Source organism: Parasphingopyxis sp., from assembly GCF_052168295.1.
Classification (GTDB): Bacteria; Pseudomonadota; Alphaproteobacteria; order Sphingomonadales; family Sphingomonadaceae; genus Parasphingopyxis.
The window spans coordinates 15,420-38,484 of the sequence record NZ_JBQLZN010000030.1; the positions used below are offsets into that span (position 1 = coordinate 15,420).

Genomic DNA, 23,065 nt, shown 5'->3' on the forward strand with positions numbered 1-23,065 from the left:
GATATCAGCGCTCAATCGCCCGCCAGCGCCGCCTCTATTTTTGCGATGTCGATCTTCTGCATTTCCATCATGGCTGCGAACGCGCGCTTTGCGGCGGCGGGATCGGGATGGGAGAGCGCCTCGGTCAGCACACGCGGCGTAATCTGCCAGCTCAGCCCCCATTTGTCCTTGCACCAGCCGCACATGCTCTCCGCGCCGCCGTTGGAAACGATCGCGTTCCAATAGCGGTCCGTCTCCTCCTGATCGTCCGTCGCGACCTGAAAGGAAAAGGCCTCGCTATGTTGGAACGTCGATCCGCCATTGAGACCGAGACAGGGAATGCCGAGCACGGTGAAATCGACGGTGATGACATCGCCTTGCTCGCCTGCCGGATAGTCGCCGGGCGCGCGCGTCACCCGTCCGATTGCGCTGTCCGGGAACGTCTCGGCGTAGAAACGCGCCGCTTCCTCGGCATCGCCGTCATACCAGAGGCAGATGGTGTTTTTCGCGGTCATGACTGAGCCACCTAAAGCCGCTTGCCGACGAGGGCGAAGGGTGCGCCTTGCGGGTCCATCGCGTTGATCGTGTACTCGTCGCCCGGAATTTCCATCGGCTCGGTAAAGACCTGGCCGCCCTTGTCCTTCACCGTGACGAGCGCGGCGTCGATATCAGGCACACGGAAATAGAAGGTCCAGGCCGGTATCGGCATCTGTTCGGGCTTCTGCATGACGCCGCCCAGCCCATAGCCATGACCGAGCATATGATATTTGCCCATTGGCGGCATATCCATTTCCTCGACCTTCTCCCAGCCGAACTGCTCGCTGTAAAAGGCGATCGCGGCTTCCGGATCGGACGAGAGCAGCTCGTTCCACGCACAATGCCCGACCTTGGGTTCGGTGGCGGCGAAGCTGTGGCTTTCCTCGTCCGAAGCGCCGCGCATGATGTAGAAGAAGGCGCCCTGCGGATCGTTGACCATGGCGAAACGGCCGACATCGGGAATGTCGGTGGGCGGGATATGCACGGCGCCGCCGGCCGCCTTGATCGCCTCGGCGCTCTTGTCGACATCGTCGACGGCGATATAGCCGAGCCAGGCCGGCACGGCGCCATTCGCGCGCATCTCGTCGGTCAGCGCCATCATTCCGCCGACCTGCGTGTCGTTCATCGAAAAGAGGTAATAGGGCATGTCCGGCTGGCCTTCGGACGTTTCCCAGGTCCAGCCGAGTACCGCGCTGTAGAAATCCTTGGCCGCATCGGCGTCCGAGGTCGTCAGCTCATACCAGATGAAGTCGCCATGTTTGTTGGGCATCGAATCTCTCCTCAGGAAACGGGTTCGGGGGCGTTCCGCGCAAAGGCCGCCATCTGGTCGGCCAGCGCTTTTTCGAAACCGGGCCGTGCGAGGCAGCGGTCGCGATAGGCGGCGAGGGCAGGGCGGCTTCCAACGAGATCTGTGTCTCCGGCCTCGCGCAGTACGGTCGCCATGGCGATATCGGCGACGGTAAAATCGCCGACCAGATAGTGTTTGTCGCCCAGTGCATCGGCCAGCCGGTCGAAGCGCGCGCCGATCGTCTCCAACAGGCTCGGCCGGCGCAGCTCCGCCCATTCCTCGCCCTTCGCGAAGATATCGACGGTCGCCAGTTCGAACATCCAGGGCTCGATGCTGTTGAAAGCCGCGAACAGCCAGCTGATTGTGCTCGCGCGGCCCTGCGGATCGCGCGGCATCAGCCGCTCGTCCTTCCCGGCGAGATGCAGCAGGATCGCGCCGCTCTCGAACAGATGGACGCCGTCATCGTCGAGCGCGGGAACCTGGCCCCAGGGCTGTTCGGCGAAATAGCTTTCAGGCTTCGGATCGCTCTCGATCAACTGTTCGGCATAGTCGAGGCCGATCTCGTGGCAGGCCCAGCGCGGCCGGAGATCGCGGACATAGCCCTGGGCGAATTCCGGCACCCATTTGAAGGCGGTGATGGTGATCGTCATCGCGGGGCTCCTATTTTTCGAGCGAAACGAGGGGTGTGAAACCACCGAAGATCATCCGCGCTCCATCGAAGGGAATCGGATTCTTCTCCTGATCCATGCGCGGATCATCGTTCTCCGGATCCATCATCTTGGCCATTGCCGCTTCACGCGTCGCCTTGTCGGGCCATTCGACAAAGGAGAAAACGATGCTCTCATCGTCCTTTGCGTTTACTGCGCGACGGAAATCGGTGACCTTGCCGTCCGGCACATCGTCTTCCCAGCACTCGACGATCCGCGTCGCGCCCCATTCCATGAACATGCCATCGGCCATTTCCGCATGGTCGATGAACTTTTGCTTGTTCGCCGTCGGCACGGCGATCACGAATCCGTCGATATAGCTCATCTGCTCTCTCCCTTAGCGTTGTTCCTTTGCATTTTCGGGTCAGGCTGCCGGTTTCAGATCAAGCAGCGCACGCTCGCTGCCATCCATCGCGAAGGGTACAGAACTGTGATTGTGCGTTATCAGCCAGTCCTCTCCTTCGCGCCGCAGACAGGTCTTGGTACGATACCAGAGATCAATTTTCTCGCCGCCGACCTTGGTGCCTGTCATGTGAAGCAAGCCATGCGCACACGCCATATCGGCGCTGACGAATATCTCGGTGTCGTGTGGCTCGGTTTCTATCGGCCCATCCCAAGTCGCGAACCATTCTTCAAATTCGGCCGGTTCGAGCGCCTCCGCGTTACGCCGGGCAAGCGGCGGGGCAAGGTCAAAACTGACAAAGTCATCAGCATGACAGGCGATCGCCGCCGCTGCGTCCTTGTTGTGGATTGCATGGCCCAGGGTTTCGAGCCGGGCCATTATGGCGGCCTTTTCTTCCGTCATTGCGCCATCTCCTCGCAAAGCGCAGCCAGTTGATCGGCGACCTTCGACCAGCCGTCCGCGAATCCCATTTCCTCGTGCCGCTTCTTGCCGTCTTCGGTCCAGTGGCGGGCCCGGCCGGTGTAACGCGTGCCGCCATCCTCCGGCTCGATTTCCCAAAAGCCGATCATGAACGGCTCTTGCGGCACGAGATCGGCGGTTATCGCATCGGTCGAAACGAAGCGACGGCCCGGCGACACTTCGAGGAAAATGCCCTCGCTGGGGAACTCCTCGCCATCCGGTCCCTTCATGACCATCGCGCTGCGCCCGCCCGGGCGAAAGTCCCACGCGATGATTTCCATCCGCCAGGGTTCCGGGCACCACCATTCTTCCATCCGTTCGGTCATGACCTTCCAGACAGTTGCGGGCGGCGCGGCCATGTGGCGGGATATCGACAGTTCGATCAGATCTTCGGCGCTCATCGTGCTCTCCTGGCGACTCGCTATTGGATTATGATGACAGAGTGGTTATAAAAAACAACTATGAAGTTAGAAAAAGGAACCAAAAGCGATGAATCGAGCCGAAAGCGCTGGTATAACGATGCGTGCGGCACGGCCTTCGCGCTCGATCTGATCGGCGAACGCTGGTCGATCCTCATCCTGCGGGAGCTGATGTTCGGGCCGCGGCGGTTCTCCGAATTGCGCGCCGGGCTACCGGGGATCAGCGCCAATATCCTGACGCAAAGGCTGGAGCGACTCGAAGCAAACCGTATCGTCGCGAAGCACAAACTTCCGCCGCCCGCGTCCGTGCAGGTCTATGAGCTGACCGAATGGGGCTATGAGGCCGAGCCGTTCGTGCAGATGCTCGGCCGCTGGGCGACGCGGCACCCCGAGCACGATCCCGGTCTGCCGCTCAGTGCTGCCTCAATCATGATGTCGTTCCGCACGATGATCGATGCCGAACGAGCCGGGGATATGAATGCGCGGTTCGGTTTCCGGCTCGGCGACGACACGTTCGTCGCGCATGTCCGCGACGGCGATATAGATGTCGAGCGCGGCGACCCCGACAATGCCGATGTCCGCATGACGGGCGCGCCGACGATGCTGGCGGCGGTCGTCTATGGCGGCGAAGCGCTTGGCGCGCTCGAGGCGAATGGCCTGCTCACCGTCGAGGGCGATCGCGCGCTGTTCGAGCGCTTCGTCACCCTGTTCGTTTTGCCGGAAAAACTCTCCGAACAGGGCTAGATACAGTTTGGGCGAGCGGCCCGAAGAACCGCTCGCCCGAACTGGCTTTCAAGATGGCTTGGCCTTAGCTTTCCTTGGCCGCCTTCTTTTTCTTCTTCTTCGGCGGCTTGCGCTTGGGCGGGGCCGGGGTGAGTTGGAAGTCGAGCGCGTCGTCCTTCACCGTCACATCCACTTCGCCGCCATTGACGAGCTTGCCGAACAACAGCTCTTCGGCGAGCGGCTGCTTGACCTTCTCCTGGATCAGCCGTCCCATCGGGCGGGCGCCGTAAAGCTTGTCATAGCCGCGCTCGGTCAGCCAGGTCTTCGCCTCGTCGTCGAGCTTGATATGCACCTCGCGGTCGGCGAGCTGCAGTTCGAGTTCGAGGATGAACTTGTCGACGACCCGCGCGACTACGGCCGGCGGCAGATAGCCGAACGGCACGATCGCATCGAGGCGGTTGCGGAATTCGGGGGTGAACATCTTCTTCACCGCCTCCTCGCTCGCATCTTCCTTCGAGATATCGCCGAAGCCGATGCCCTCGCTGGCCATATCGGCGGCGCCCGCATTGGTCGTCATGATCAGAATGACGTTGCGGAAATCGACCGTCTTGCCGTGATGATCGGTGAGCTTGCCGTTATCCATGACCTGCAACAGCACGTTGAAGAGATCCGGATGGGCTTTCTCTATCTCGTCGAGCAGCAGCACGCAATGCGGATGCTGGTCGACGGCATCGGTCAAGAGGCCGCCCTGATCGTAACCGACATAGCCCGGAGGCGCGCCAATGAGACGGCTCACGCTGTGCCGCTCCATATATTCGCTCATGTCGAACCGCTCGAGCGGGATACCCATGATCGAAGAGAGCTGGCGCGCGACCTCGGTCTTGCCGACACCAGTCGGGCCGGTGAACAGATAGTTGCCGATCGGCTTGTGCGGTTCGCGCAGGCCGGCGCGGCTGAGCTTGATCGCCGACGACAGCGTCTCGATGGCGAGGTCCTGACCGAAGACAACGCGCTTGAGATCGGTATCCAGCGATTCCAGCGCCTGCTTGTCATCGGTTGACACTTGCTTGGGCGGGATGCGCGCCATCATCGAGATGACCTGCTCGATTTCGTTCGGCGTAATCATCTTGCGGCGCTTGGACGGCGCGACGAGCATCTGGCTTGCGCCCGTCTCGTCGATCACGTCGATCGCCTTGTCGGGCAGCTTGCGGTCGTTGATGTAGCGCGAGGAGAGTTCCACCGCCGCCTTGATCGCATCCGCCGTATATTTGACGTTGTGGTGCTCTTCGTAGTGCGGACGCAGGCCCTGGAGGATCTTGATCGTATCCTCGACCGTCGGTTCGTTAATGTCGATCTTCTGGAAGCGCCGGAGCAGCGCCCGGTCCTTCTCGAAATGGTTGCGGAACTCCTTGTAGGTCGTCGAACCGATGCAGCGGATCGCGCCGCTCGACAGCGCCGGCTTCAGGAGATTCGACGCGTCCATCGCGCCGCCGGATGTCGCGCCGGCCCCGATGACCGTGTGGATCTCGTCGATGAACAGGATCGCGTCCGGCTTCTTCTCGAGCTCGGCGACCACGGCCTTGAGCCGTTCCTCGAAATCGCCGCGATAGCGCGTGCCCGCGAGCAATGCGCCCATGTCGAGCGCATAGATTACCGCCGGCTGCAGCACGTCCGGCACGTCTTCCTCAACGATGCGGCGTGCGAGGCCCTCGGCGATTGCCGTCTTCCCGACGCCGGGTTCGCCGACATAGAGCGGATTGTTCTTGGAGCGGCGGCAGAGAATTTGCACGGTCCGGTCGACTTCGGTCGTCCGGCCGATCAGCGGATCGATCTTGCCGGCTTCGGCCTTCTCGTTGAGATTGACGCAGAACTGCTTGAGCGCGCTTTCGGTCTTCTTCTTGCCGCCGGTTTTCTGCTCGGGTTGCTCTTCCTCCTCGGTGCCGCTGATTTCGCGGCTTTCGCTGATCGCTTCGCCCTTGCCGACGCCGTGCGAGATATAGCTGACCGCGTCGAGCCGGCTCATATCCTGTTGCTGGAGGAAATAGACGGCATAGCTTTCGCGTTCCGAGAAAAGCGCGACCAGCACGTTCGCGCCCGTCACTTCGTCGCGGCCCGACGACTGTACGTGCAGAATTGCGCGCTGGACAACGCGCTGGAAACCGCTGGTCGGGGAGGGGTCCGTCGCCCCGTCGATGCGCAGCGCCTCGAGCTCGTTATCCAGATAGACGGCGACGGCTTCCTGCAGTTCGGAAATCTCGACCCCGCACGCGGTCATTACCTGAGCGGCATGATCGTCGTCCGTCAGGGCGAGCAGCAGATGTTCGAGCGTCGCATATTCATGTTTGCGGTTCGCGGCTTCCGCGAGCGCATTATGCAGCGTCTGTTCCAGTTCACGAGCAAAAGAGGGCATTAGTTAACTCCTTGCCGGTCTCTACACAGCTGAGACACGGTAGATGCTATATGGGAATGGTTAACGAAAAAGTTAACAAAAGGAATATTTTCAGTGGTGAAAGGCCCGGAATTCGCCGGTTCGCGTGCGATTTCCGCCGCCCGCATCATCGCTTGAAAAGCTCGTCAGCGGCCTTGCGGTGCGTCACCGCGCCATCGATTTTCGCTTTTACCCGAGCGATTTCGCCCTCGAGCGCCTCGACGCGCGCCTTCAGCTCTTCCACCGAGAGCGGGTCGAGATCTTCCTTGCAGAGCAACGTCAGCGGATCGCCGGGCTTTTTCGCAAAGAGTTCGTCCAAATCCATGACTTAGGGTTAGAGCCTATGGCTTACGCAGGCGCGGCGCCCAAATGGCGAACAGATCGGGCCGAAAGGCGCGCCGCGCAGGCTGGCTGCCTGCGCAAGCGATTTTCGGTTCGAGATGGAAGCCATTTGGACGTCCCTTTGGGATTTGACCGAAATGGCCCATTGCCGCGTCCGAAAGCCTTGAAATATTGACATATTCCTGCGTCTTTCATCCTTGCACTGAGCCATTTCGCCTCAAACCTCGCCGGCGTAAGCCATAGGCTCTAACCCTAACGTTGACCCTCGACCCCCGGCTGTCAATATGGCAGCGCGGTTTTCGCGTGCAGAACAGGGGGATAAGCATGGCGGCGCTGCCCAGCGAAATGACGGCGATCGATATGGACGCGCCTGGCGGACCGGAGGTGCTGAAAGCCGTTACGCGGCCGGTGCCGGAACCGGCTGCGGGCGAGGTGCTTGTCAAAGTGGCGGCCGCCGGCGTCAACCGGCCGGACATCGTGCAGCGCAAGGGTTTCTATCCGCCGCCGCCCGGCGCGCCTTCGATTCCCGGGCTCGAAATAGCGGGCACCGTGGTCGCGCTCGGCGAGGATGTCGACGACGCGGTGATGGGGCAGGAGGTCTGCGCGCTCGTCGCCGGCGGCGGCTATGCCGAATATTGCGCGGCGCCCGTCGTACAGTGCCTGCCGGTGCCGGACGGTTTGCCGCTCCAGGAGGCAGCGGCGTTGCCCGAAACGCTGTTCACGGTCTGGCACAACCTGTTCGAACGCGCCTATGCGCGCGAAGGCGAGACGGCGCTCGTGCACGGCGGCACCAGCGGCATCGGTTCGATGGCGATCATGCTCGGCAAGCTGTTCGGCCTGACCGTGATCGTGACCTGCGGCAGCGACGAGAAATGCGATGCCGCGCTGGAAATCGGCGCGGCCCATGCGATCAACTACAAGAGCCAGGATTTCGTCGAAGAGGTGAAGCGGATTACCGAGGGCGCCGGCGTAGAAATCGTCATAGACATGGTTGCCGGCGATTATGTCGCGCGCAACCTGCAATGCCTCAAGGAAGACGGGCGCCACGTCACGATCGCCGTGCAGGGCGGGCTCGAAGCGACGATCAACATGGCGCAGGTGATGAGCCGGCGGCTGACGCTGACCGGATCGACGCTCCGGGCGCGCAGCGTGGAGTTCAAGGGCCTGCTTGCCGACGAGATCGAGAAGACGGCTTGGCCCTATGTGGTCGACGGCAAGCTGCGGCCGGTCATGGACCAGAGCTTTCCGCTCGCCGAGGCCGCCGCGGCGCACGAACGGATGGAAGCGGGCGCGCATATCGGCAAGATCGTGCTGACCGTGTGATGGCGGAGGCCCTCATTCTCCACGAAGACGCGCGCAGCGGCAATTGCTACAAGATCAGACTGACGGCCGCGCATCTCGGCATTCCGCTGGAGCGCCGGGCCTATGACATCATGAACGGCGAAACGCGGACGCCCGAATTTCTCGCGACCGTCAATGCGAACGGCAAGATCCCGGTGCTCCAGATCGGCGACCGGTTCATGCCGGAAAGCAATGCCGCCTGCCATTGGCTGGCGCATGGGAGTGCGCTGATCCCGGCGGGCCGGTTCGACCATGCCGATATGCTGCGCTGGATGTTCTGGGAGCAGCACCGGCATGAGCCGGCCGTCGCCGAGATGCGGTTTCTCTATCTCTATGTCGGGCGGGACAATCTCTCCGACGAGCAACGCGCCTCGATCCCGGCAAAGGTCGCGATCGGCGAGGCCGCGCTGACCTTGATGGACGAGCATCTGCGCGGCCAGGATTTCCTCGTGCAATCGGGCTTCAGCCTCGCCGACATAGCGCTCTACGCCTATACGCATGTCGCCGAAGAGGGCGATTTCGACCTGTCCCGCTGGCCCGCGCTCGGCCGCTGGCTGGGGCGCGTGGCGGCCCTGCCGAACCATATTCCCATGGATTCCTGAGGTCGCGTGACTGCCGGCCACTGCGCTGCCGCCTTATAACAACATGACAGAACGAAGACAGTACGTCGCTTAGCTGTAACAGAGAATCGGCATAGGCTCGGAGGCGGAGCAACCGAGAGGGTATGTCATGGATGCACCGCAGGATTATCTGAAAGACGCAGCGATATTCAATCTGGCGGACAAGCGTCTGTCGGGTCCCGAGGCCGATCGGGAGCGCAAGAAGTACCGGACGATCTGGGTGTCCGACATCCATCTCGGCACCAAGGGCTGCAATGCCGAAATGCTGATCGACTTCCTCGACAGCACGGACAGCGACACCATGTATCTCGTCGGCGACATTATCGACGGCTGGCGGATGAAGAAGAAATTCTACTGGCCGCCCGAACATAATGACGTGATCTGGCGCGTGCTGAAACGCGCGCGGCGCGGCACGCGGATCGTCTATATTCCCGGCAATCACGACGAGATGTTCCGCCAGTTCACCGGGCTCAACTTCGGTAGGGTCGAGATCAGGCGAAAGGCCATCCACGAGACCGCCGACGGCAGGCGCCTGCTGGTTCTGCATGGTGACGAGTTCGACGCGATCATGCTCTCGCACCGCTGGCTCGCCTATCTGGGCGATATCGCCTACACGACGGTGATGGCGCTCAACCGCTGGGTCAATGCGGCCCGCAACCTGCTCGGACTGCCATACTGGTCGCTCTCGAAGCATGCCAAGCACAAGGTCAAGAACGCGGTCGAGTTCATCTCGAAGTTCGAGGAAATCGTTGCCGAGGAAGCGGGCAAGCGGGGTGTCGACGGCGTGGTCTGCGGCCATATCCACACCGCCGAAATCCGCGATATCGAGGGCGTCGAATATTATAATGACGGCGACTGGGTCGAGGGCTGCACGGCGCTGGTCGAGCATTTCGACGGGCGGATGGAAATCCTTCACTGGGCCGACGAAATGGCGGCGCGCGATGCCGAGGACGAACCGATGCCGGCCGCGGCATAGCGGACGCCGATGGGAGAAGTCTTATGCGGATAGCGATCGTGACCGACGCCTGGAGCCCGCAAGTGAATGGCGTTGTCCGTACATTGCAGTCGGTGCGACAGGAGCTGGAAAAGATGGGTCACGAGGTCGCCGTCTTTTCGCCCGACCAGTTTCCGTCGGTCCCGCTGCCCACCTATTCGGAGATCAAGCTCGCGCTGGTCACCGCAGAGCGTCTCGGCAACGCGCTCGCCGCATGCGCGCCGGATGCCGTCCACATCTCGACCGAAGGCCCGCTCGGCTATGCGGCACGGCGATGGTGCCGGCGCAACGGCTATCCGTTCACGACGGCCTATCATACGCAATTCCCAGACTATGTATCGAAGCGGACGGGCGTGCCGACGCGCTGGATATGGCCGCTGATGCGCCGCTTCCACGCGCCGGCGAGCGCCGTGATGACCGCCACGGATTCGATCCGGCGGGAGCTGCGCGCGAACGGTATCGATCATGTCGTGCCATGGGGCAGGGGCGTCGATCTCGACGCTTTTTCGCCCGACGCGCCGCCGCATCCGGCCTTTGTCGGTCTGCCCCGGCCGATCATGCTCTATGTCGGGCGTGTCGCGGTCGAGAAGAATATCGAGGCGTTTCTGCGGTCCAGCCGGCCCGGCTCCAAGGTGATCGTCGGCGATGGTCCGGCGCGAGCCGCCTTGGAAAGCCGGTATCCGGGTGCGCATTTCCTGGGCGCGCTCTCGGGCGAACCGTTGGCCGGCGCCTATTCGGGCGCAGATGTGTTCGTTTTCCCGAGCAAGACGGACACGTTTGGTTTGGTAATGATCGAGGCGCTGGCCTCGGGAACGCCGGTCGCCGCCTATCCGGTCACCGGACCGATCGATGTCGTGAACGATACGGTTGCCTGCCTCGACGCCGATCTCGATCGCGCTATCGCCGGCGCGCTGACCCGCGATCGCGCAGCCTGCGCCGCCTATGCAGGGCAGTTCACCTGGGAACGCAGCGCGCAGGAGTTTCTCGACGCCTTGGTCCCTATCTCGAGCCAGTTCGACAAGGCGGCCTGATCCTCACGCGCGCATCGCCGCTCTTGCCCTGACGGCGTTCCCCGCCTAAATACAACCACACAGTCGGCCGTCCCGCGAGGGGCGGCCCTTTTAATTTCTGGAGTTCATCATGGCCCATCCCCTGATGCCGCATGCCACCGCGAGCTGGCTGGTCGACAATACCGCGCTGTCCTTCGAACAGATCGCCGAATTTTGCGGTCTGCACATCCTCGAAGTGCAGGCGATCGCCGACGATACCGCTGCGACCAAGCTGACCGGCCGCGATCCCGTGGCCGCGCACGAAGTGACGATGGAAGAGATCGAGAAAGCCCAGGCCGACCCCGATTACCGGATGGAAATGCTCAAAGGGCCGGAGCAGGTGCGCCGTACGAAAGGCCCGCGCTACACACCGGTGTCGAAGCGGCAGGACAAGCCTGACGGCATCGCCTGGCTGCTGCGCAATCATCCCGAAATTTCCGACGCGCAGATCGGCAAGCTGATCGGCACGACGCGCAACACGATCAACGCGATCCGCGATCGCACCCACTGGAACATTGCCGAGATCGTCCCGAAGGACCCGGTGACGCTCGGCCTGTGTTCGCAGCGCGAACTCGACGCGGTCGTCGCCAAGGCGGCGAAGAAGGCCGGCATCGAAGCGCCGAAGGACGAGACGATCGAAGGCGATCGCGAGGCGTTGATTGCAGAACTGCGAAACGAGCGCCGGGTTGCGGCGGCCGAAGCCGAAGCCGCGCTGGCTGCCGAGGCCGCGGAAGCAGCGGGCGAAGAAGCGCCTGCAGAGGCCGAAAGCGAGTCCGGCTCGGGTTGGCCGGAAATGCCTGCCGAGGACGCACCGGCCAAGCCGCTGCCCGAAGGCGCCGAGGAACTGTTCAAGAAGAAAGACGACTAGGTTCGGCGTTTTATTCGCTGATTGTGATCCGGTCGTTTCGTACCGGAAACTGACCGTCGATCGTCAGCCATAGCGGCTCCCCGCTCAACGGCGCTGCCTCCGGCGATCCGCGTTGCACGTGAAGGTGCAGATGCGGCCCATTTGTGTTGCCCGAATTGCCGACGCGCCCGATCTGCTCGCCAGCGCTGACGCGGTCTCCCGCTGAAACCTCTACGGAGCCCGGCGCCATGTGCGCGAGGACGACGACCCAGGGGCCACAGGCGATATGGACGTAATTGCCGGCCATATGCGCGCGGTCCATCTCGGGCACCGGCATGTCGGGCGCACCGTCGAATGTGCGCACGACTGCGCCGTCGCACGGCGCGAGAACGCGGCGCCCATAGATGCTGTATCGCTCGGGCGCCTTTGGCGCGATGCCGGTTGCTGGAAATCCGAATGAGTCGATCCCGATGATATCGACGGCATAAGTCTGTCCGCGATAGTCGGGCGCGCGTTCGGGGGGCAGCGGTATGAGATGCGCGTTGATCGCCATCGTGGTGCCGCCATTGGCGACGAGATATCGGCCCGGTTCGAGCGGTGAAGCGAGGTCGACTGTATCGCCCGGCGCCTGCCGCCCGGCTATCACCGGTTGCAGCATCGTCCCGACTGCCGCGATGGCGGCGACCGACACGGCAATCTCAGCCAGCATACGCCACCGCGACGGAGGTTTGGCGGAGCGTGAGCCACGACGGCTTGCGATCAGCGTCGCGATTCCGAGCAACACACCGAGTATTAGCGGCGTCCACCAGGGGAGGAACAGCCAGAGCCCTGCCAGTGCGAGCAGCACGAGCGCGAGGCCGATCGCCGCGAACCTCAGGAACAGCCCGATTGACGAGGCCGAGGGCGTGGCCGCGTGCAACACGATCAGCAGCAGGGGCAAACCCAGCTGAAAAAGGAAGATTTGAAGGATAAGATTGTCCACGAACATTATCCCGATTGAGCAGCGACGCCGGCCGCCTTATTGTCCATCGAAAGGCAACATTATCAAATGCTGCCGCAGCCTTAATGATCGACGTCAAACTTTACTGACACGGATGTAAGTAGCTTGATTTGTAATAGCGCGTTGGTATAGCTCCGCCATGGTTCAGATTCCCGATATCTGGCGCGAAGACTTTCGGCATCCCGGCAGCTGGGACAAGAGCTTTGCGCCGCTCACCGTGCCGCAGATGTTCGCCGATAGCGCGGCGAAACATCCTGACGCCTATCTCGCCGATTTCATGGGACGGAAATACAGCTATGCCGATGTCCGGCTTGGCGTGAACCGCGTCGCGCGCGGCCTGCAGAAGCTTGGCATCAAGAAGGGCGACCGGGTGGGTCTCTTCCTGCCGAATGTGCCGCATTATCTCGCCGGCTATTATGGCGCGATGAAGATGGGTGCGACGGTCGTCAATTTCTCGCCGCTCTACACGGTCGACGAGCTCACGCATCAGGTTGAGGATTCAGGCACGAAACTTTTGCTGACGCTGTCCGCGAAGGCGTTACTCCCGACCGCGCTCGAAGTGCTCGACAAGAGCTCGCTCGAGAAACTCGTCGTCGGCACGGTCGTCGAGGCGCTGCCGCTCGCCAAATCGCTGATGTTCCGCGTGTTCAAGGGCGGCGAATCCGTCGATATTCCGAAGCGCCGCGACGTCATTCCGTTCAGCGAGCTCGTCGACAATAAGGGCGATTGCGGCCGTGTGCCGATCGATCCGCGCAAGGATATCGCGCTCATCCAGTATACGGGCGGCACGACCGGCGTGCCCAAGGGCGCGATGCTCACCCATCAGAATATCACGGCCAACGCCCGCCAGATTCAAGCGCTCGATCCCGAGCCGGAGGCGGAAGACCGGATTATGGGCGTGCTGCCCTTCTTCCATGTTTTTGCGAACGCGACTGTGCTCAACCGGACCGTGTTGCGCGGCGGCGAGATCATCATGCTGCCGCGCTGGAATGCGGCGCAGGCGCTGAAGGCGATCGAACGGACGAAAGCGACGGCGCTTCCGGGCGTGCCGACCATGTATACGGCGCTGCTCGATCATCCGCAGACCGCGAAGACCGATTTCTCCTCGCTGCGCGTCTGTATCTCGGGCGGCGCGCCGCTGCCCGCGGAAACCAAGGCGAAGTTCGAAGATCTGACCGGCGCCAAGCTCGTCGAAGGCTATGGGCTCACGGAAAGCTCCGGCGTCGTATCCTGCAATCCCTATGACGGCGAGAACAAGACGGGCTCGATCGGCCAGCCCGCGCCGGCGACCATCGTCAAACTTGTCGACAAGGAAAATCCGAACGAGCCGGCCCCGGAAGGCGAGCCGGGAGAGATCGTGATCGCGGGCCCGCAGATCATGTACGGCTATTGGAACCGGCCCGATGCGGACGACCAGATACTGCATGACGGGTTCCTGCGCACCGGCGATGTCGGGACCATCGACGAGGATGGCTATATCTTCATCGTCGACCGGCTGAAGGACATGATTGCCGTCTCCGGCTTCAAGGTCTTCCCGAGCCAGTTGGAAGACATCCTCTACAAGAATCCGGCCGTGAAAGAGGCGCTCGTGATCGGCATTCCCGATACCTATACCGGCGAGAAACCCAAGGCGTTCGTCGCTCTGAGTGGAGACGCGACCGTTACGGGCGAGGAACTCACGGCCTGGCTCAATCCGCAGCTCGGCAAGCATGAGCAGGTGACAGAAGTCGTCGTGCGGGACGAACTACCCAAGACGATGATCGGCAAGCTGGACCGCAAGGCCCTGCGCGAGGAAGAGGGCGTCTAGCCGCGCTGCGCCATCAGGCGCTTGTGCGTCGATTCCACTTCGCGAAAAGCCGCGAAAACAGAGCGCTCCGGGGCAGTCTTGCCTTCGCGGCCGAGCGCGTAGAGCTGGCTGTAGAACCAGTATTGCGTGGCGAATCCGTCTATCGCCTTGAGCATCTGCAAGCGTTTGAGAAAGCCGAGCCAGTCGGGGATCAGCGCGAGTTCATCTTCGGGCGTCGGTAGCTTCTCCGCGCCCTCAAAGAGCCGGTTGGCGGCGTCTGGTGTGTGGCAGAAGGGACGGCCGATACCGATCACATCGGCGGCGCCGCTTTCCAGCGCATAGTCCATTGCCTCCCGGCTCCGGAAACCGCCCGTCACCATGAGCGGGATCGAGACCTTCTCCTGCATTGCCAGCGCGAAATCGACGAAATAGGCTTCGCGCCGCGCCGTCGAGGGCGCGACATTCTGTTTCTCTTCGGATTCCATGCCTTCGATGCCGAGTAGCTTGGGCTGTTCGTAATTGCCGCCCGAAATCTCGAGCAGGTCGATTCCGGCGTCCGCAAGCCATTCGGCGACCTGCAGGCTGTCCTCGAACTGGAAACCGCCGCGCTGGAAATCGGCGCTGTTGAGCTTCACCGAGATCGGGAAATCCGCGCCGACCGCATCGCGCACAGCCGCCACCGTTTCCATCAGGAAGCGCGCGCGATTCTCGAGCGATCCGCCATAGTCGTCCTCGCGCTGATTGGCGCGGGGCGACAGGAAAGAGGAGAGGAGATAGCCATGCGCCGCATGGATTTGCACGCCGGTAAACCCCGCGTCGCGGACCGCCCTGGCGGCGATGGCGAAGCGATCCCGTATCTCGGCGATCTCGGGGACCGTCAGTGCGACCGGCTCGCCGAACTGGCCGCCTGGCAGGCCGAGCTTGACCGCCGATGGCGCTTTCGGATGCGGGTTGACCATGGCCTGGGTCTGGCGGCCGCCATGGCTGAGCTGCGCCCAGAAATGATTGCCGTTTCGCGTCGCCGCCTTGGCCCAGTCATTGAGCCGCGTCATCAGATCGGCGCTCGGTTCGCCATGGATGACGACATTGCCCGGGCGCTCCAGATGATCGCGATCGATCTGGATATTGCCCGACAGCAGCATTCCCGCGCCGCCGTCCGACCAGATGCCGTAGAGCCGTTCGAGCGCTTCGGTCGGCAGCCCGTCCGGGCTCGCCAGCCCTTCGGTCATCGCGGCCTTGGCGATCCGGTTCGGCAGCGTCGCGCCGCAGGGCAGGGTGAGCGGAGAGGTAAGTGCGGCTTCACTCATTCGGGCAGCATCACATTTTTGAGGTTCATGAATTCATGCAGTCCGTGCGAACCCAGTTCGCGGCCATGGCCCGACCGCTTGACGCCGCCGAATGGCGCATAGGGGTCGGAGGCGAGCATCTGGTTGATCGCGGTCATGCCGGCCTCGATATCGCGGATAAAGCGTTCCTTTTCGCTCTCGTCAGTCGTCCAGACGCTTGACCCGAGTCCGAAGGGAATATCGTTTGCGACCTCGATCGCCTCGTCGAGATCCTTGACCTTGAACACCATGGCGACCGGCCCGAAAAACTCTTCGCGCGCGACCGGCGCGTCCTCGGGAATGTCGGTCAGGATCGCGGGGGTCATCCAGGCGCCGGGCTTGTCCGGGATATCGCCGCCGTAGATCTTGTTCGCGCCCGACTGGACGGCCTTTTCGAGCTGCTCGGCGATATCGTTCCGTGCATCCTCGCTCGACAGCGGGCCCATCTCGGTATCCTCGTCGCTCGGATCGCCGATCTTGATCGTCTTCACGCCCTCGACGAAGATTTCCATGAACTCGTCATAGACGTCTTCGTGCACGACCATCCGTTTGCCGCAGATGCAGCTTTGCCCGGCATTTTGCAGCCGCGCCGTGACCGCCGTCTCGGCCGCCTTTTTGACGTCCGCGCTTGGCATCACGATGAACGGGTCCGACCCGCCCAGCTCAAGCACCACCTTCTTCAAGTTATGCCCGGCAGCTTCGGCGACCTTGATGCCCGCGCCCTCGCTGCCGGTGATGGTCACGGCGACGATCCGGTCGTCTGCAATGATGCCGGCGACTTTGGACGCGCTGATATGCATATTCTGGAAGAGACCCTCGGGCCCGCCGGCATCGGTTACGATCTCCTCAAGCGCGGCTCCGCATCCGGGCGTCGAGCTTGCATGTTTGAGGAGCCCCACATTGCCGGCCATAATCGTCGGCGCCAGGAAACGGACGACCTGCCAGAAGGGATAGTTCCACGGCATCACGGCGAGCACCGGCCCCTGTGGCAGCCAGCGGGACACCGACCGGCCGTTGACGAGTTCGCGCTCGATGGGATTGAGCATGTGCGGCCCGTTTTCGGCGTAGAAGCGGAACGCCTTTGCGCACTTTTCGATCTCGGCCCGCGCCTGTTTGACAGGTTTGCCCATTTCCTTGGTGATGATCGCGGCGAGCTCGTCGCGCCGCTGCTCATATTGGTTGGCGATCTTGGTCAGGAGGTCGGTGCGCGTGTGATAGTCTGTGTTGCGCCAGTGCCGGTAGGTCGCTGCCGCGCGCGCGACCTTTTCTTCGATCTGCTCGTCGCTGAGCGCGGGAAAGGTTTCGCCTTCTTCGCCTGTGGCCGGATTGACTTGCGTGGGCATCTTTCCCTCCCTGATTGCTGACCGGCGACCGCTGAGCCTGTCGAATCGCGTATAGCGTGCGGCTCTCGCTTGACCATAGCTCGGTCGCTCGCCCATAGCGACCGCATGACAGACGAAAGCGCCACCGATATCGGCTCCCTTTCCTTCGAGGCTGCTCTCGAAGAGCTCGAGGCGATCGTTCGCAAGCTCGAAGCGGGCGAGGCGCCGCTCGACGAATCGATCGATCTGTACACCCGCGGCGACAAGCTGCGCGCGCAATGCGAGGCGCGGCTGAAGGCCGCAAAGGCGCGGATCGACAAGATCCAGCTCGATTCAGACGGCAAGCCGGCGGGCGTCGAACCGCTCGATCCAGCCTAGCCGATGCCGGTCGTTTCCCTCGGACTGAAGCCGGCGCTCGAACGCATGGCGAAGGATGTCGACATCCTGTTCGACACCTGGCTGCCGGTGCCCAATGATTCGCGCGCCAAGCTCTACGAAGCGATGCGCTATGCGGGGATCGGCGGCGGCAAGCGTTTGCGGCCGATGCTCGTCGTCGCGGCGTCCGAAGTCTTCAATGTCGATCGCGACAGTGCGATGCGCGCCGGCTTCGCGGTCGAATGCATCCATGTCTATTCGCTGATCCATGACGATCTGCCGTGCATGGACGATGACGATATGCGCCGCGGAAAGCCGACCGTGCACAAACAGTTCGACGAGGCGACGGCGGTGCTGGCCGGGGACTGCCTGCTCGCTTTGGCCTTCGAGATATTGGGCGACGAAGCGACGCATTCCGATCCGTTCGTCCGCGCCGAACTGATGGCGGCGCTTGCCCAGGCGAGCGGCCCCTCGGGGATGGGCGGCGGCCAGATGATGGATCTCGAGGCCGAGCACCGGCAGCTCGACCTGCCAGCCGTGACCCGGCTGCAGCGTCTGAAAACCGGCGCGCTGATGGGCTTCTGCCTCGAAGCGGCCTGCATCATGGGCCACATCCCGCCCGAAAACCGCACGCATCTGCGCGGCTATGCGCGCGATCTCGGTCTTGCTTTCCAGATCGCCGACGATCTGCTCGACGTCGAAGGCGACGAAGCGGTCACGGGCAAGCGCGTCGGCAAGGATGCGGACGCCGGCAAGGCGACGTTTGTGTCGCTGCTTGGCGTCGAGCGGGCGCGGCAACAGGCCGAGATGCTCGTCGACCAAGCGATCGATCATTTGCGCGATTATGGCGAAGAGGCGGACATGCTCCGCGCCATCGCGCGCTTTTCCATCGAAAGGACGCATTGATGGGCGCCAACAGGGTAGGGGTGTATCCGGGGACGTTCGATCCGATAACGCTCGGGCATATGGACATCATCCGGCGCGGCGCGAAGCTCGTCGACACGCTGATTATCGGCGTCACGACCAATCCCAGCAAATCGCCTATGTTCACGGACGATGAGCGTCTGGAGATGGTGAAGCGCGAGGTGGCGGCGTGCGACGGCGATATCCGTGTCGTGCATTTCAACTCGCTGCTCATGGACTTTGCCGAACGCGAGGGCGCGACGGTCATCGTGCGCGGCCTGCGCGCCGTGGCCGATTTCGAATATGAGTTCCAGATGGCGGGCATGAACCAGCAGTTGAACGACGATATCGAGACGCTGTTCCTGATGGCCGATGTCGCGCTGCAGCCGATCGCATCGCGGCTCGTGAAGGAGATCGCCATGTATGGCGGCGATATCCACAAATTCGTGACCCCGGCGGTCGAGGCCGACATGAAGGCGCGCGTCGACAAAATCGGGCGGAAGGGCGATTAACGGGCAATCGTTCATCCTCCTTTCAGCCGGAAGCTGATTGGGCTAAAGCACTGAAAAATTGATTGGCCGCGCGATCAAAATCGTGGCGAACGAAGTGTACGAGGATAGTATGCGTTTGAAGATATTCCTGTTTTCCCTGATGGCGTTGACCATGGGCAGTGCGGCGCACGCCCAGGACGATGACAGTGGCATCACCAATGTGAGCGCGACGTCGAATATCAGCTATGCGTCGGGCAGGACGCCGGAAGCCGATCCGGAAAATACCCTGCTGCTCGATCTTTCGACCGGCGGACGGGTGACGATCCGGCTGCGGCCCGATGCCGCGCCCAATCATGTCGAACGGGTCAAGACGCTGGCCCGCCAGGGCTTTTACAACGGCGTGATCTTTCACCGCGTGATCGACGGCTTCATGGCGCAGACGGGCGATCCGACCGGTACGGGGCAGGGCGGTTCGCAGCTTCCCGATCTCAACGCCGAGTTCACGACGTTGCCGCATGTGCGCGGTACCGTTTCGATGGCGCGCGCGACCGATCCCAACAGCGCCAACAGCCAGTTCTACATCATGTTCATGCCCAATCTCGGGCTCGATCGGAACTACACCGCGTTCGGCCGGGTGACCGACGGCATGGAATATGTCGACGCGATTCCGCGCGGCGAACCGCCGGCAAACCCGGCGCGCATCATCCGTGCATCGATCGCTGCCGATAACGTACCGCCGCCGACGGCGGCCGAGATCGCCGCGATGACGCAGCCCGCCGCGAACGACCAGGCGGCCGCGCTCGAAGCGGCGCTCGGCGACCTGTCGGGCGAGACGCCGCAATAACGGCCCGGTGCGCGTCGATCTTTTCGATTTCGCGCTCCCCGAAGACCGCATAGCGCTCCGCCCGGCCAGTCCGCGGGACAGCGCGCGGATGCTGGTTCTGGAGGGAGACGCGACGCATGACCGGCTGGCCCGCGACCTGCCGGACTGTCTGCGACCGGGCGATATTCTCGTCTTCAACGATACCAAGGTAATCCCGGCCCAGCTCGAGGGCAGGCGCGGCGAGGCGAAGATCGGCGCGACGCTGCATAAGCGCGAGGGATTGCGGCAATGGCGCGCCTTTATCCGCAACGCGAAACGCGTGCGCGAGGGCGACCGGATCGCGTTCGGCGGCGGTGTCGCCGCGACCGCGTCGGACCGCGGCAATGACGGCAGCTTCCTGCTCAGTTTCGAGGGCGACGAGCCGGTCGAGCTGCTGCTCGAACGGGCGGGCACGATGCCGCTGCCGCCCTATATCGCCGGCAAGCGCCCGACCGACGAGCGCGACGCCGAAGACTATCAGACGATGTTCGCGAAGGAGAAGGGGGCCGTCGCCGCGCCGACTGCCGCACTCCATTTCACGCCCGACCTGATCGAACGCCTCGAAGCGGCCGGGATCGGCCATGTCACACTGACGCTGCATGTCGGGGCCGGCACATTTCTGCCCGTGAAGGCCGAGGACAGCGACGATCACGAAATGCATTCGGAATGGGGCCGGATCGACGCGGCTACGGCGAAGCGCCTCAACGATGTGCGCGCGGCGGGCGGGCGCATCATCTCCGTCGGCACGACGAGCCTGCGCCTGCTCGAAAGTGCCGCCGATGACGACCGCGTGATCCATCCGTTCGAAGGCGACACCGATATCTTCATAACCCCCGGCTATCGCTTCAGGGCGATCGATGGGCTGATGACCAATTTCCATCTCCCGCGCTCGACATTGTTCATGCTCGTCAGCGCGCTGATGGGCCGCGAACGGATGCTCGCGGCGTACGAACATGCGATTGCCGAGCAATATCGATTCTACAGCTATGGCGATGCGAGCCTGTTGTTGCCGCATGGTGACCCGGCGACATCGCTCGCACCGGCATGACCCGCGCCGCGAAAGCCGGGACCTTCTATTTTCTGTGTGTGTTCGCAGCGGGTTTCGTACTCGGAACGATTCGCGTTCTCATGCTCGTTCCAGCGATTGGCGAGTGGCCGGCGAATCTCATCGAGCTTCCCATCATCCTGACGGTCTGCTGGTTGGCCTGCGGATGGGCGATCCGGCGCTACGCCGTAGACCCGGCCGTTGCGCCGCGCGCGACGATGGGCGCGATTGCGTTCGGCCTGCTGATGCTGGCCGAACTGGCGCTCGCCACGCTGCTGCTTGGTGAATCGATCGGCGAATACGGTGCGCGCCTCATCGCGCCGCTCGGCCTGCTGGGGCTCGCCGGTCAATTCTGTTTCGCGCTTTTTCCGCTCTGGCGCTTGCGCTAACGACTGTCGGGCTTCCTTCCGCTAGTCGAGAATCCATGTCCGAAACCCGCTTCGCCTTTTCGATTGCCGCAACCGACGGTGCCGCGCGCACCGGCGCAATCCGGATGAAGCGTGGTGAAATCCGCACGCCCGCCTTCATGCCCGTCGGCACGGCCGCGACGGTGAAGGCGATGAAGCCGGCCGATGTGCGCGCGGCGGGCGCGGATATCATTCTCGGCAACACCTATCACCTGATGCTGCGCCCGGGCGCCGAGCGGATCGCGAAGCTGGGCGGGCTGCACGAATTCATGGGCTGGGACCGGCCGATCCTCACCGATAGCGGCGGCTATCAGGTGATGAGCCTGTCCGATCTCACCAAGGTCAGCGAAGAAGGCGTCGCCTTTGCCAGCCATCTGGACGGATCGCGGCACATGTTGAGCCCGGAACGCTCGATGGAAATCCAGACCTTGCTGGGTGCGGATATCGTGATGGCGTTCGACCAGCTCGTGAAGACGACCGACACGCCGGAAGCGCAGGCCGAAGCCATGGAGCGCTCGATGCGCTGGGCGAAACGCTCGCGCGACGCGTTTGACGATCTCGGCAATGAAGGCGCACTGTTTGGCATTCAGCAGGGCGGGCTGGACGAGGCGCTGCGCAAGCGATCCGCCGATGCGCTGCGCGATATCGGATTCGACGGCTATGCGGTCGGCGGGCTGGCGGTCGGCGAGGGGCAGGAGGCGATGTTCGGCTGTCTCGATTTCGCGCCCGGCCAGTTCCCCGAGGATAAGCCGCGCTATCTGATGGGTGTCGGCAAGCCAGACGATCTGGTGGGCGCGGTGGCGCGGGGCATCGACATGTTCGATTGCGTCCTGCCGACGCGCAGCGGCAGAACCGGACAGGCGTTCACCGCCGATGGCCCGATCAACATCAGGAATGCGCGCTTCGCCGAGGATACGGGGCCGCTCGATCCCGACTGCGACTGCCCGGTCTGCCGCCAATGGTCACGCGCCTATATCCATCATCTCGTCCGCTCGGGCGAAATTCTTGGCGCGATGCTGATGACCGAGCATAATATCTTTTTCTATCAGTCGCTTATGGCGAAGATGCGGGCCGCGATTACGGAGGGCCGGTTCTCGGCTTTCGCGAGCGACTTTGTCGACCGCTGTACACAGGAGAATTAGACGATGGCGCTTGTCGAAATCGAACGCTGCGATGGCTATGCGGTGCTGACGCTCAACCGGCCCGAGGCGATGAACGCGCTGTCAGCGGCCTTGCGGAGCGAATTGGCGCGCAAGGTGCTCGATATGGAGGCCGATCCCGACATTCGGGTGCTGATCCTGACCGGAGCCGGAGAGCGCGCCTTTACCGCCGGGCTCGACCTGAAAGAGCTCGGCTCGGGCGAATCCAGCATCGGCGAGGCGGTCGATGTCGAGGATCCGGTCACTGCGCTCGGCCGTTTTTCCGGCCCGGTGATCGGCGCGATCAACGGGGTGGCGATTACCGGCGGGTTCGAACTGGCGCTCGCCTGCGACGTGTTGATCGCAAGCGAAAATGCGCGCTTCGCCGATACCCATGCGCGGGTCGGCATCATGCCCGGCTGGGGGTTGAGCCAGAAGCTGAGCCGCGCCGTCGGCATTTCGCGGGCCAAGGAATTGTCGCTGACCGGCAATTTCATTTCGGCCGAACAGGCCGAGCGCTGGGGCCTCGTCAATCGCGTGGTGCCGGCCGAGGAACTGCTGCCCCAAGCGCGCCAGCTTGCCGAAGATATGCTCTCGGTCGAGCCCGATATGCTCGTGAATTACCGGAAACTGATCGACGACGGGTTCGCTGCGGCGTTCGGCGAGGGCCTTTCGCTGGAGCAGGAGCGCGCTGCGGCCAATGCCGGGGTCTCCGCCGAAGAGATCGAAGCCCGGCGCGCCGCGGTACAGGCGCGCGGCCGCGGGCAGGGCTGAC

At 63.0% G+C, this 23,065-nt stretch carries 26 protein-coding genes; 15 read left to right on the plus strand and 11 right to left on the minus strand.

All coding sequences use genetic code 11. The annotated features are described in order from the left end of the window. Window positions 1-11: 11 nt before the first annotated feature. Genes ACTS1Z_RS04515 through ACTS1Z_RS04540 form a run of 6 tightly spaced genes read right to left on the minus strand, consistent with a single transcriptional unit; the run spans window position 12 to window position 3,273 of the window. The gene (locus ACTS1Z_RS04515) at window positions 12-494 is read right to left on the minus strand and encodes a VOC family protein (RefSeq protein WP_442623249.1); all 483 of its coding nucleotides are present in this window, start codon (window positions 492-494) and stop codon (window positions 12-14) included. Between the two features lie 11 nt (window positions 495-505). Continuing rightward, the gene (locus ACTS1Z_RS04520; protein WP_442623250.1) at window positions 506-1,285 is read right to left on the minus strand and encodes a VOC family protein; all 780 of its coding nucleotides are present in this window, start codon (window positions 1,283-1,285) and stop codon (window positions 506-508) included. A gap of 11 nt (window positions 1,286-1,296) precedes the next feature. Continuing rightward, window positions 1,297-1,953 (minus strand): glutathione S-transferase family protein, encoded by a 657-nt coding sequence (locus tag ACTS1Z_RS04525; protein ID WP_442623251.1) that lies wholly within the window; start codon window positions 1,951-1,953, stop codon window positions 1,297-1,299. 10 nt (window positions 1,954-1,963) lie between these two features. After that, complete coding sequence (locus ACTS1Z_RS04530; RefSeq protein ID WP_442623252.1) at window positions 1,964-2,335, minus strand: DUF1428 domain-containing protein; 372 nt, start codon at window positions 2,333-2,335, stop codon at window positions 1,964-1,966. A gap of 39 nt (window positions 2,336-2,374) precedes the next feature. Further along, entirely contained in the window at window positions 2,375-2,791 is a 417-nt protein-coding gene (locus ACTS1Z_RS04535; RefSeq protein WP_442623253.1) for a YybH family protein, read from the minus strand. Window positions 2,792-2,811: 20 nt separating this feature from the next. Then, window positions 2,812-3,273, minus strand: a complete 462-nt coding sequence (locus ACTS1Z_RS04540; protein WP_442623254.1) for an SRPBCC family protein — start codon at window positions 3,271-3,273, stop codon at window positions 2,812-2,814. Between the two features lie 60 nt (window positions 3,274-3,333). Between ACTS1Z_RS04540 and ACTS1Z_RS04545 the strand changes: the two genes are divergently transcribed. After that, window positions 3,334-4,035, plus strand: a complete 702-nt coding sequence (locus ACTS1Z_RS04545; RefSeq protein ID WP_442623255.1) for a winged helix-turn-helix transcriptional regulator — start codon at window positions 3,334-3,336, stop codon at window positions 4,033-4,035. Between the two features lie 64 nt (window positions 4,036-4,099). On the opposite strand, the gene clpA is transcribed toward ACTS1Z_RS04545, so the two are convergent. Together clpA and ACTS1Z_RS04555 are read right to left on the minus strand one after the other, a co-directional pair. Then, a complete protein-coding gene (gene clpA, locus ACTS1Z_RS04550) occupies window positions 4,100-6,424 on the minus strand; it encodes an ATP-dependent Clp protease ATP-binding subunit ClpA (protein WP_442623256.1) in 2,325 nt (774 codons plus the stop codon). Window positions 6,425-6,569: 145 nt separating this feature from the next. Then, a complete protein-coding gene (locus ACTS1Z_RS04555; RefSeq protein WP_442623257.1) occupies window positions 6,570-6,767 on the minus strand; it encodes a DUF1192 domain-containing protein in 198 nt (65 codons plus the stop codon). Window positions 6,768-7,108: 341 nt separating this feature from the next. On the opposite strand from ACTS1Z_RS04555, the gene ACTS1Z_RS04560 reads away from it, so the two are divergent. The 5 genes from ACTS1Z_RS04560 to ACTS1Z_RS04580 all read left to right on the plus strand — a co-directional run bounded on the left by ACTS1Z_RS04560 (window position 7,109) and on the right by ACTS1Z_RS04580 (window position 11,656). Continuing rightward, complete coding sequence (locus ACTS1Z_RS04560) at window positions 7,109-8,107, plus strand: NAD(P)H-quinone oxidoreductase (RefSeq protein WP_442623258.1); 999 nt, start codon at window positions 7,109-7,111, stop codon at window positions 8,105-8,107. Further along, the gene (locus ACTS1Z_RS04565) at window positions 8,107-8,727 is read left to right on the plus strand and encodes a glutathione S-transferase family protein (RefSeq protein ID WP_442623259.1); all 621 of its coding nucleotides are present in this window, start codon (window positions 8,107-8,109) and stop codon (window positions 8,725-8,727) included. Before ACTS1Z_RS04560 ends, ACTS1Z_RS04565 begins: the two co-directional genes overlap by 1 nt. A gap of 127 nt (window positions 8,728-8,854) precedes the next feature. After that, window positions 8,855-9,721 carry a UDP-2,3-diacylglucosamine diphosphatase gene (locus tag ACTS1Z_RS04570; RefSeq protein ID WP_442623260.1) on the plus strand — a complete coding sequence of 289 codons (867 nt, stop codon included), beginning with the start codon at window positions 8,855-8,857 and terminating at the stop codon, window positions 9,719-9,721. Between the two features lie 23 nt (window positions 9,722-9,744). Then, on the plus strand, window positions 9,745-10,770 hold the full coding sequence (locus ACTS1Z_RS04575) for a glycosyltransferase family 4 protein (protein WP_442623261.1): 1,026 nt from the start codon (window positions 9,745-9,747) through the stop codon (window positions 10,768-10,770). 124 nt (window positions 10,771-10,894) lie between these two features. Then, window positions 10,895-11,656 carry a cell cycle transcriptional regulator TrcR gene (locus ACTS1Z_RS04580; protein ID WP_442623308.1) on the plus strand — a complete coding sequence of 254 codons (762 nt, stop codon included), beginning with the start codon at window positions 10,895-10,897 and terminating at the stop codon, window positions 11,654-11,656. 10 nt (window positions 11,657-11,666) lie between these two features. On the opposite strand, the gene ACTS1Z_RS04585 is transcribed toward ACTS1Z_RS04580, so the two are convergent. Next, the gene (locus tag ACTS1Z_RS04585; protein ID WP_442623262.1) at window positions 11,667-12,617 is read right to left on the minus strand and encodes a M23 family metallopeptidase; all 951 of its coding nucleotides are present in this window, start codon (window positions 12,615-12,617) and stop codon (window positions 11,667-11,669) included. A 157-nt stretch (window positions 12,618-12,774) separates the two neighbouring features. On the opposite strand from ACTS1Z_RS04585, the gene ACTS1Z_RS04590 reads away from it, so the two are divergent. Beyond that, entirely contained in the window at window positions 12,775-14,442 is a 1,668-nt protein-coding gene (locus ACTS1Z_RS04590) for a long-chain-fatty-acid--CoA ligase (RefSeq protein ID WP_442623263.1), read from the plus strand. Here the strand turns inward: ACTS1Z_RS04590 and ACTS1Z_RS04595 are convergent. Together ACTS1Z_RS04595 and ACTS1Z_RS04600 are read right to left on the minus strand one after the other, a co-directional pair. After that, the gene (locus tag ACTS1Z_RS04595) at window positions 14,439-15,728 is read right to left on the minus strand and encodes an NADH:flavin oxidoreductase/NADH oxidase family protein (protein WP_442623264.1); all 1,290 of its coding nucleotides are present in this window, start codon (window positions 15,726-15,728) and stop codon (window positions 14,439-14,441) included. The two genes, ACTS1Z_RS04590 and ACTS1Z_RS04595, sit on opposite strands and share 4 nt — an antisense overlap. Further along, window positions 15,725-17,089: an NAD-dependent succinate-semialdehyde dehydrogenase gene (locus ACTS1Z_RS04600; protein ID WP_442623265.1), complete on the minus strand. Its 1,365-nt coding sequence runs from the start codon at window positions 17,087-17,089 to the stop codon at window positions 15,725-15,727. Before ACTS1Z_RS04600 ends, ACTS1Z_RS04595 begins: the two co-directional genes overlap by 4 nt. 105 nt (window positions 17,090-17,194) lie before the next feature. On the opposite strand from ACTS1Z_RS04600, the gene ACTS1Z_RS04605 reads away from it, so the two are divergent. The 8 genes from ACTS1Z_RS04605 (at window position 17,195) to ACTS1Z_RS04640 (ending at window position 23,064) form a co-directional block, all read left to right on the plus strand. Beyond that, the gene (locus ACTS1Z_RS04605) at window positions 17,195-17,446 is read left to right on the plus strand and encodes an exodeoxyribonuclease VII small subunit (protein ID WP_442623266.1); all 252 of its coding nucleotides are present in this window, start codon (window positions 17,195-17,197) and stop codon (window positions 17,444-17,446) included. A gap of 3 nt (window positions 17,447-17,449) precedes the next feature. Further along, window positions 17,450-18,349 (plus strand): polyprenyl synthetase family protein, encoded by a 900-nt coding sequence (locus ACTS1Z_RS04610; protein ID WP_442623267.1) that lies wholly within the window; start codon window positions 17,450-17,452, stop codon window positions 18,347-18,349. Further along, complete coding sequence (gene coaD / locus ACTS1Z_RS04615; protein WP_442623268.1) at window positions 18,349-18,858, plus strand: pantetheine-phosphate adenylyltransferase; 510 nt, start codon at window positions 18,349-18,351, stop codon at window positions 18,856-18,858. Before ACTS1Z_RS04610 ends, coaD begins: the two co-directional genes overlap by 1 nt. 109 nt (window positions 18,859-18,967) lie before the next feature. Beyond that, window positions 18,968-19,681, plus strand: a complete 714-nt coding sequence (locus ACTS1Z_RS04620) for a peptidylprolyl isomerase (protein ID WP_442623269.1) — start codon at window positions 18,968-18,970, stop codon at window positions 19,679-19,681. Window positions 19,682-19,688: 7 nt separating this feature from the next. After that, window positions 19,689-20,747, plus strand: a complete 1,059-nt coding sequence (gene queA, locus ACTS1Z_RS04625; RefSeq protein ID WP_442623270.1) for a tRNA preQ1(34) S-adenosylmethionine ribosyltransferase-isomerase QueA — start codon at window positions 19,689-19,691, stop codon at window positions 20,745-20,747. Further along, the gene (locus ACTS1Z_RS04630; RefSeq protein ID WP_442623271.1) at window positions 20,744-21,133 is read left to right on the plus strand and encodes a hypothetical protein; all 390 of its coding nucleotides are present in this window, start codon (window positions 20,744-20,746) and stop codon (window positions 21,131-21,133) included. The genes queA and ACTS1Z_RS04630 overlap by 4 nt, the downstream gene beginning before the upstream one ends. Window positions 21,134-21,168: 35 nt before the next feature. After that, window positions 21,169-22,293 (plus strand): tRNA guanosine(34) transglycosylase Tgt, encoded by a 1,125-nt coding sequence (gene tgt, locus ACTS1Z_RS04635; RefSeq protein ID WP_442623272.1) that lies wholly within the window; start codon window positions 21,169-21,171, stop codon window positions 22,291-22,293. Between the two features lie 3 nt (window positions 22,294-22,296). Further along, entirely contained in the window at window positions 22,297-23,064 is a 768-nt protein-coding gene (locus tag ACTS1Z_RS04640) for an enoyl-CoA hydratase (protein ID WP_442623273.1), read from the plus strand. The last annotated feature ends 1 nt before the right edge of the window (window position 23,065 follow it).

Bases quoted from the DNA above. Each gene is read 5' to 3' on its own strand.
- ACTS1Z_RS04515 (WP_442623249.1), bottom strand. From the start codon at position 494: ATGACCGCGAAAAACACCATCTGCCTCTGGTATGACGGCGATGCCGAG.
- ACTS1Z_RS04520 (WP_442623250.1), bottom strand. From the start codon at position 1,285: ATGCCCAACAAACATGGCGACTTCATCTGGTATGAGCTGACGACCTCG.
- ACTS1Z_RS04525 (WP_442623251.1), bottom strand. From the start codon at position 1,953: ATGACGATCACCATCACCGCCTTCAAATGGGTGCCGGAATTCGCCCAG.
- ACTS1Z_RS04530 (WP_442623252.1), bottom strand. From the start codon at position 2,335: ATGAGCTATATCGACGGATTCGTGATCGCCGTGCCGACGGCGAACAAG.
- ACTS1Z_RS04535 (WP_442623253.1), bottom strand. From the start codon at position 2,791: ATGGCCCGGCTCGAAACCCTGGGCCATGCAATCCACAACAAGGACGCA.
- ACTS1Z_RS04540 (WP_442623254.1), bottom strand. From the start codon at position 3,273: ATGAGCGCCGAAGATCTGATCGAACTGTCGATATCCCGCCACATGGCC.
- ACTS1Z_RS04545 (WP_442623255.1), top strand. From the start codon at position 3,334: ATGAAGTTAGAAAAAGGAACCAAAAGCGATGAATCGAGCCGAAAGCGC.
- clpA (WP_442623256.1), bottom strand. From the start codon at position 6,424: ATGCCCTCTTTTGCTCGTGAACTGGAACAGACGCTGCATAATGCGCTC.
- ACTS1Z_RS04555 (WP_442623257.1), bottom strand. From the start codon at position 6,767: ATGGATTTGGACGAACTCTTTGCGAAAAAGCCCGGCGATCCGCTGACG.
- ACTS1Z_RS04560 (WP_442623258.1), top strand. From the start codon at position 7,109: ATGGCGGCGCTGCCCAGCGAAATGACGGCGATCGATATGGACGCGCCT.
- ACTS1Z_RS04565 (WP_442623259.1), top strand. From the start codon at position 8,107: ATGGCGGAGGCCCTCATTCTCCACGAAGACGCGCGCAGCGGCAATTGC.
- ACTS1Z_RS04570 (WP_442623260.1), top strand. From the start codon at position 8,855: ATGGATGCACCGCAGGATTATCTGAAAGACGCAGCGATATTCAATCTG.
- ACTS1Z_RS04575 (WP_442623261.1), top strand. From the start codon at position 9,745: ATGCGGATAGCGATCGTGACCGACGCCTGGAGCCCGCAAGTGAATGGC.
- ACTS1Z_RS04580 (WP_442623308.1), top strand. From the start codon at position 10,895: ATGCCGCATGCCACCGCGAGCTGGCTGGTCGACAATACCGCGCTGTCC.
- ACTS1Z_RS04590 (WP_442623263.1), top strand. From the start codon at position 12,775: ATGGTTCAGATTCCCGATATCTGGCGCGAAGACTTTCGGCATCCCGGC.
- ACTS1Z_RS04595 (WP_442623264.1), bottom strand. From the start codon at position 15,728: ATGAGTGAAGCCGCACTTACCTCTCCGCTCACCCTGCCCTGCGGCGCG.
- ACTS1Z_RS04600 (WP_442623265.1), bottom strand. From the start codon at position 17,089: ATGCCCACGCAAGTCAATCCGGCCACAGGCGAAGAAGGCGAAACCTTT.
- ACTS1Z_RS04605 (WP_442623266.1), top strand. From the start codon at position 17,195: ATGACAGACGAAAGCGCCACCGATATCGGCTCCCTTTCCTTCGAGGCT.
- ACTS1Z_RS04610 (WP_442623267.1), top strand. From the start codon at position 17,450: ATGCCGGTCGTTTCCCTCGGACTGAAGCCGGCGCTCGAACGCATGGCG.
- coaD (WP_442623268.1), top strand. From the start codon at position 18,349: ATGGGCGCCAACAGGGTAGGGGTGTATCCGGGGACGTTCGATCCGATA.
- ACTS1Z_RS04620 (WP_442623269.1), top strand. From the start codon at position 18,968: ATGCGTTTGAAGATATTCCTGTTTTCCCTGATGGCGTTGACCATGGGC.
- ACTS1Z_RS04630 (WP_442623271.1), top strand. From the start codon at position 20,744: ATGACCCGCGCCGCGAAAGCCGGGACCTTCTATTTTCTGTGTGTGTTC.
- tgt (WP_442623272.1), top strand. From the start codon at position 21,169: ATGTCCGAAACCCGCTTCGCCTTTTCGATTGCCGCAACCGACGGTGCC.
- ACTS1Z_RS04640 (WP_442623273.1), top strand. From the start codon at position 22,297: ATGGCGCTTGTCGAAATCGAACGCTGCGATGGCTATGCGGTGCTGACG.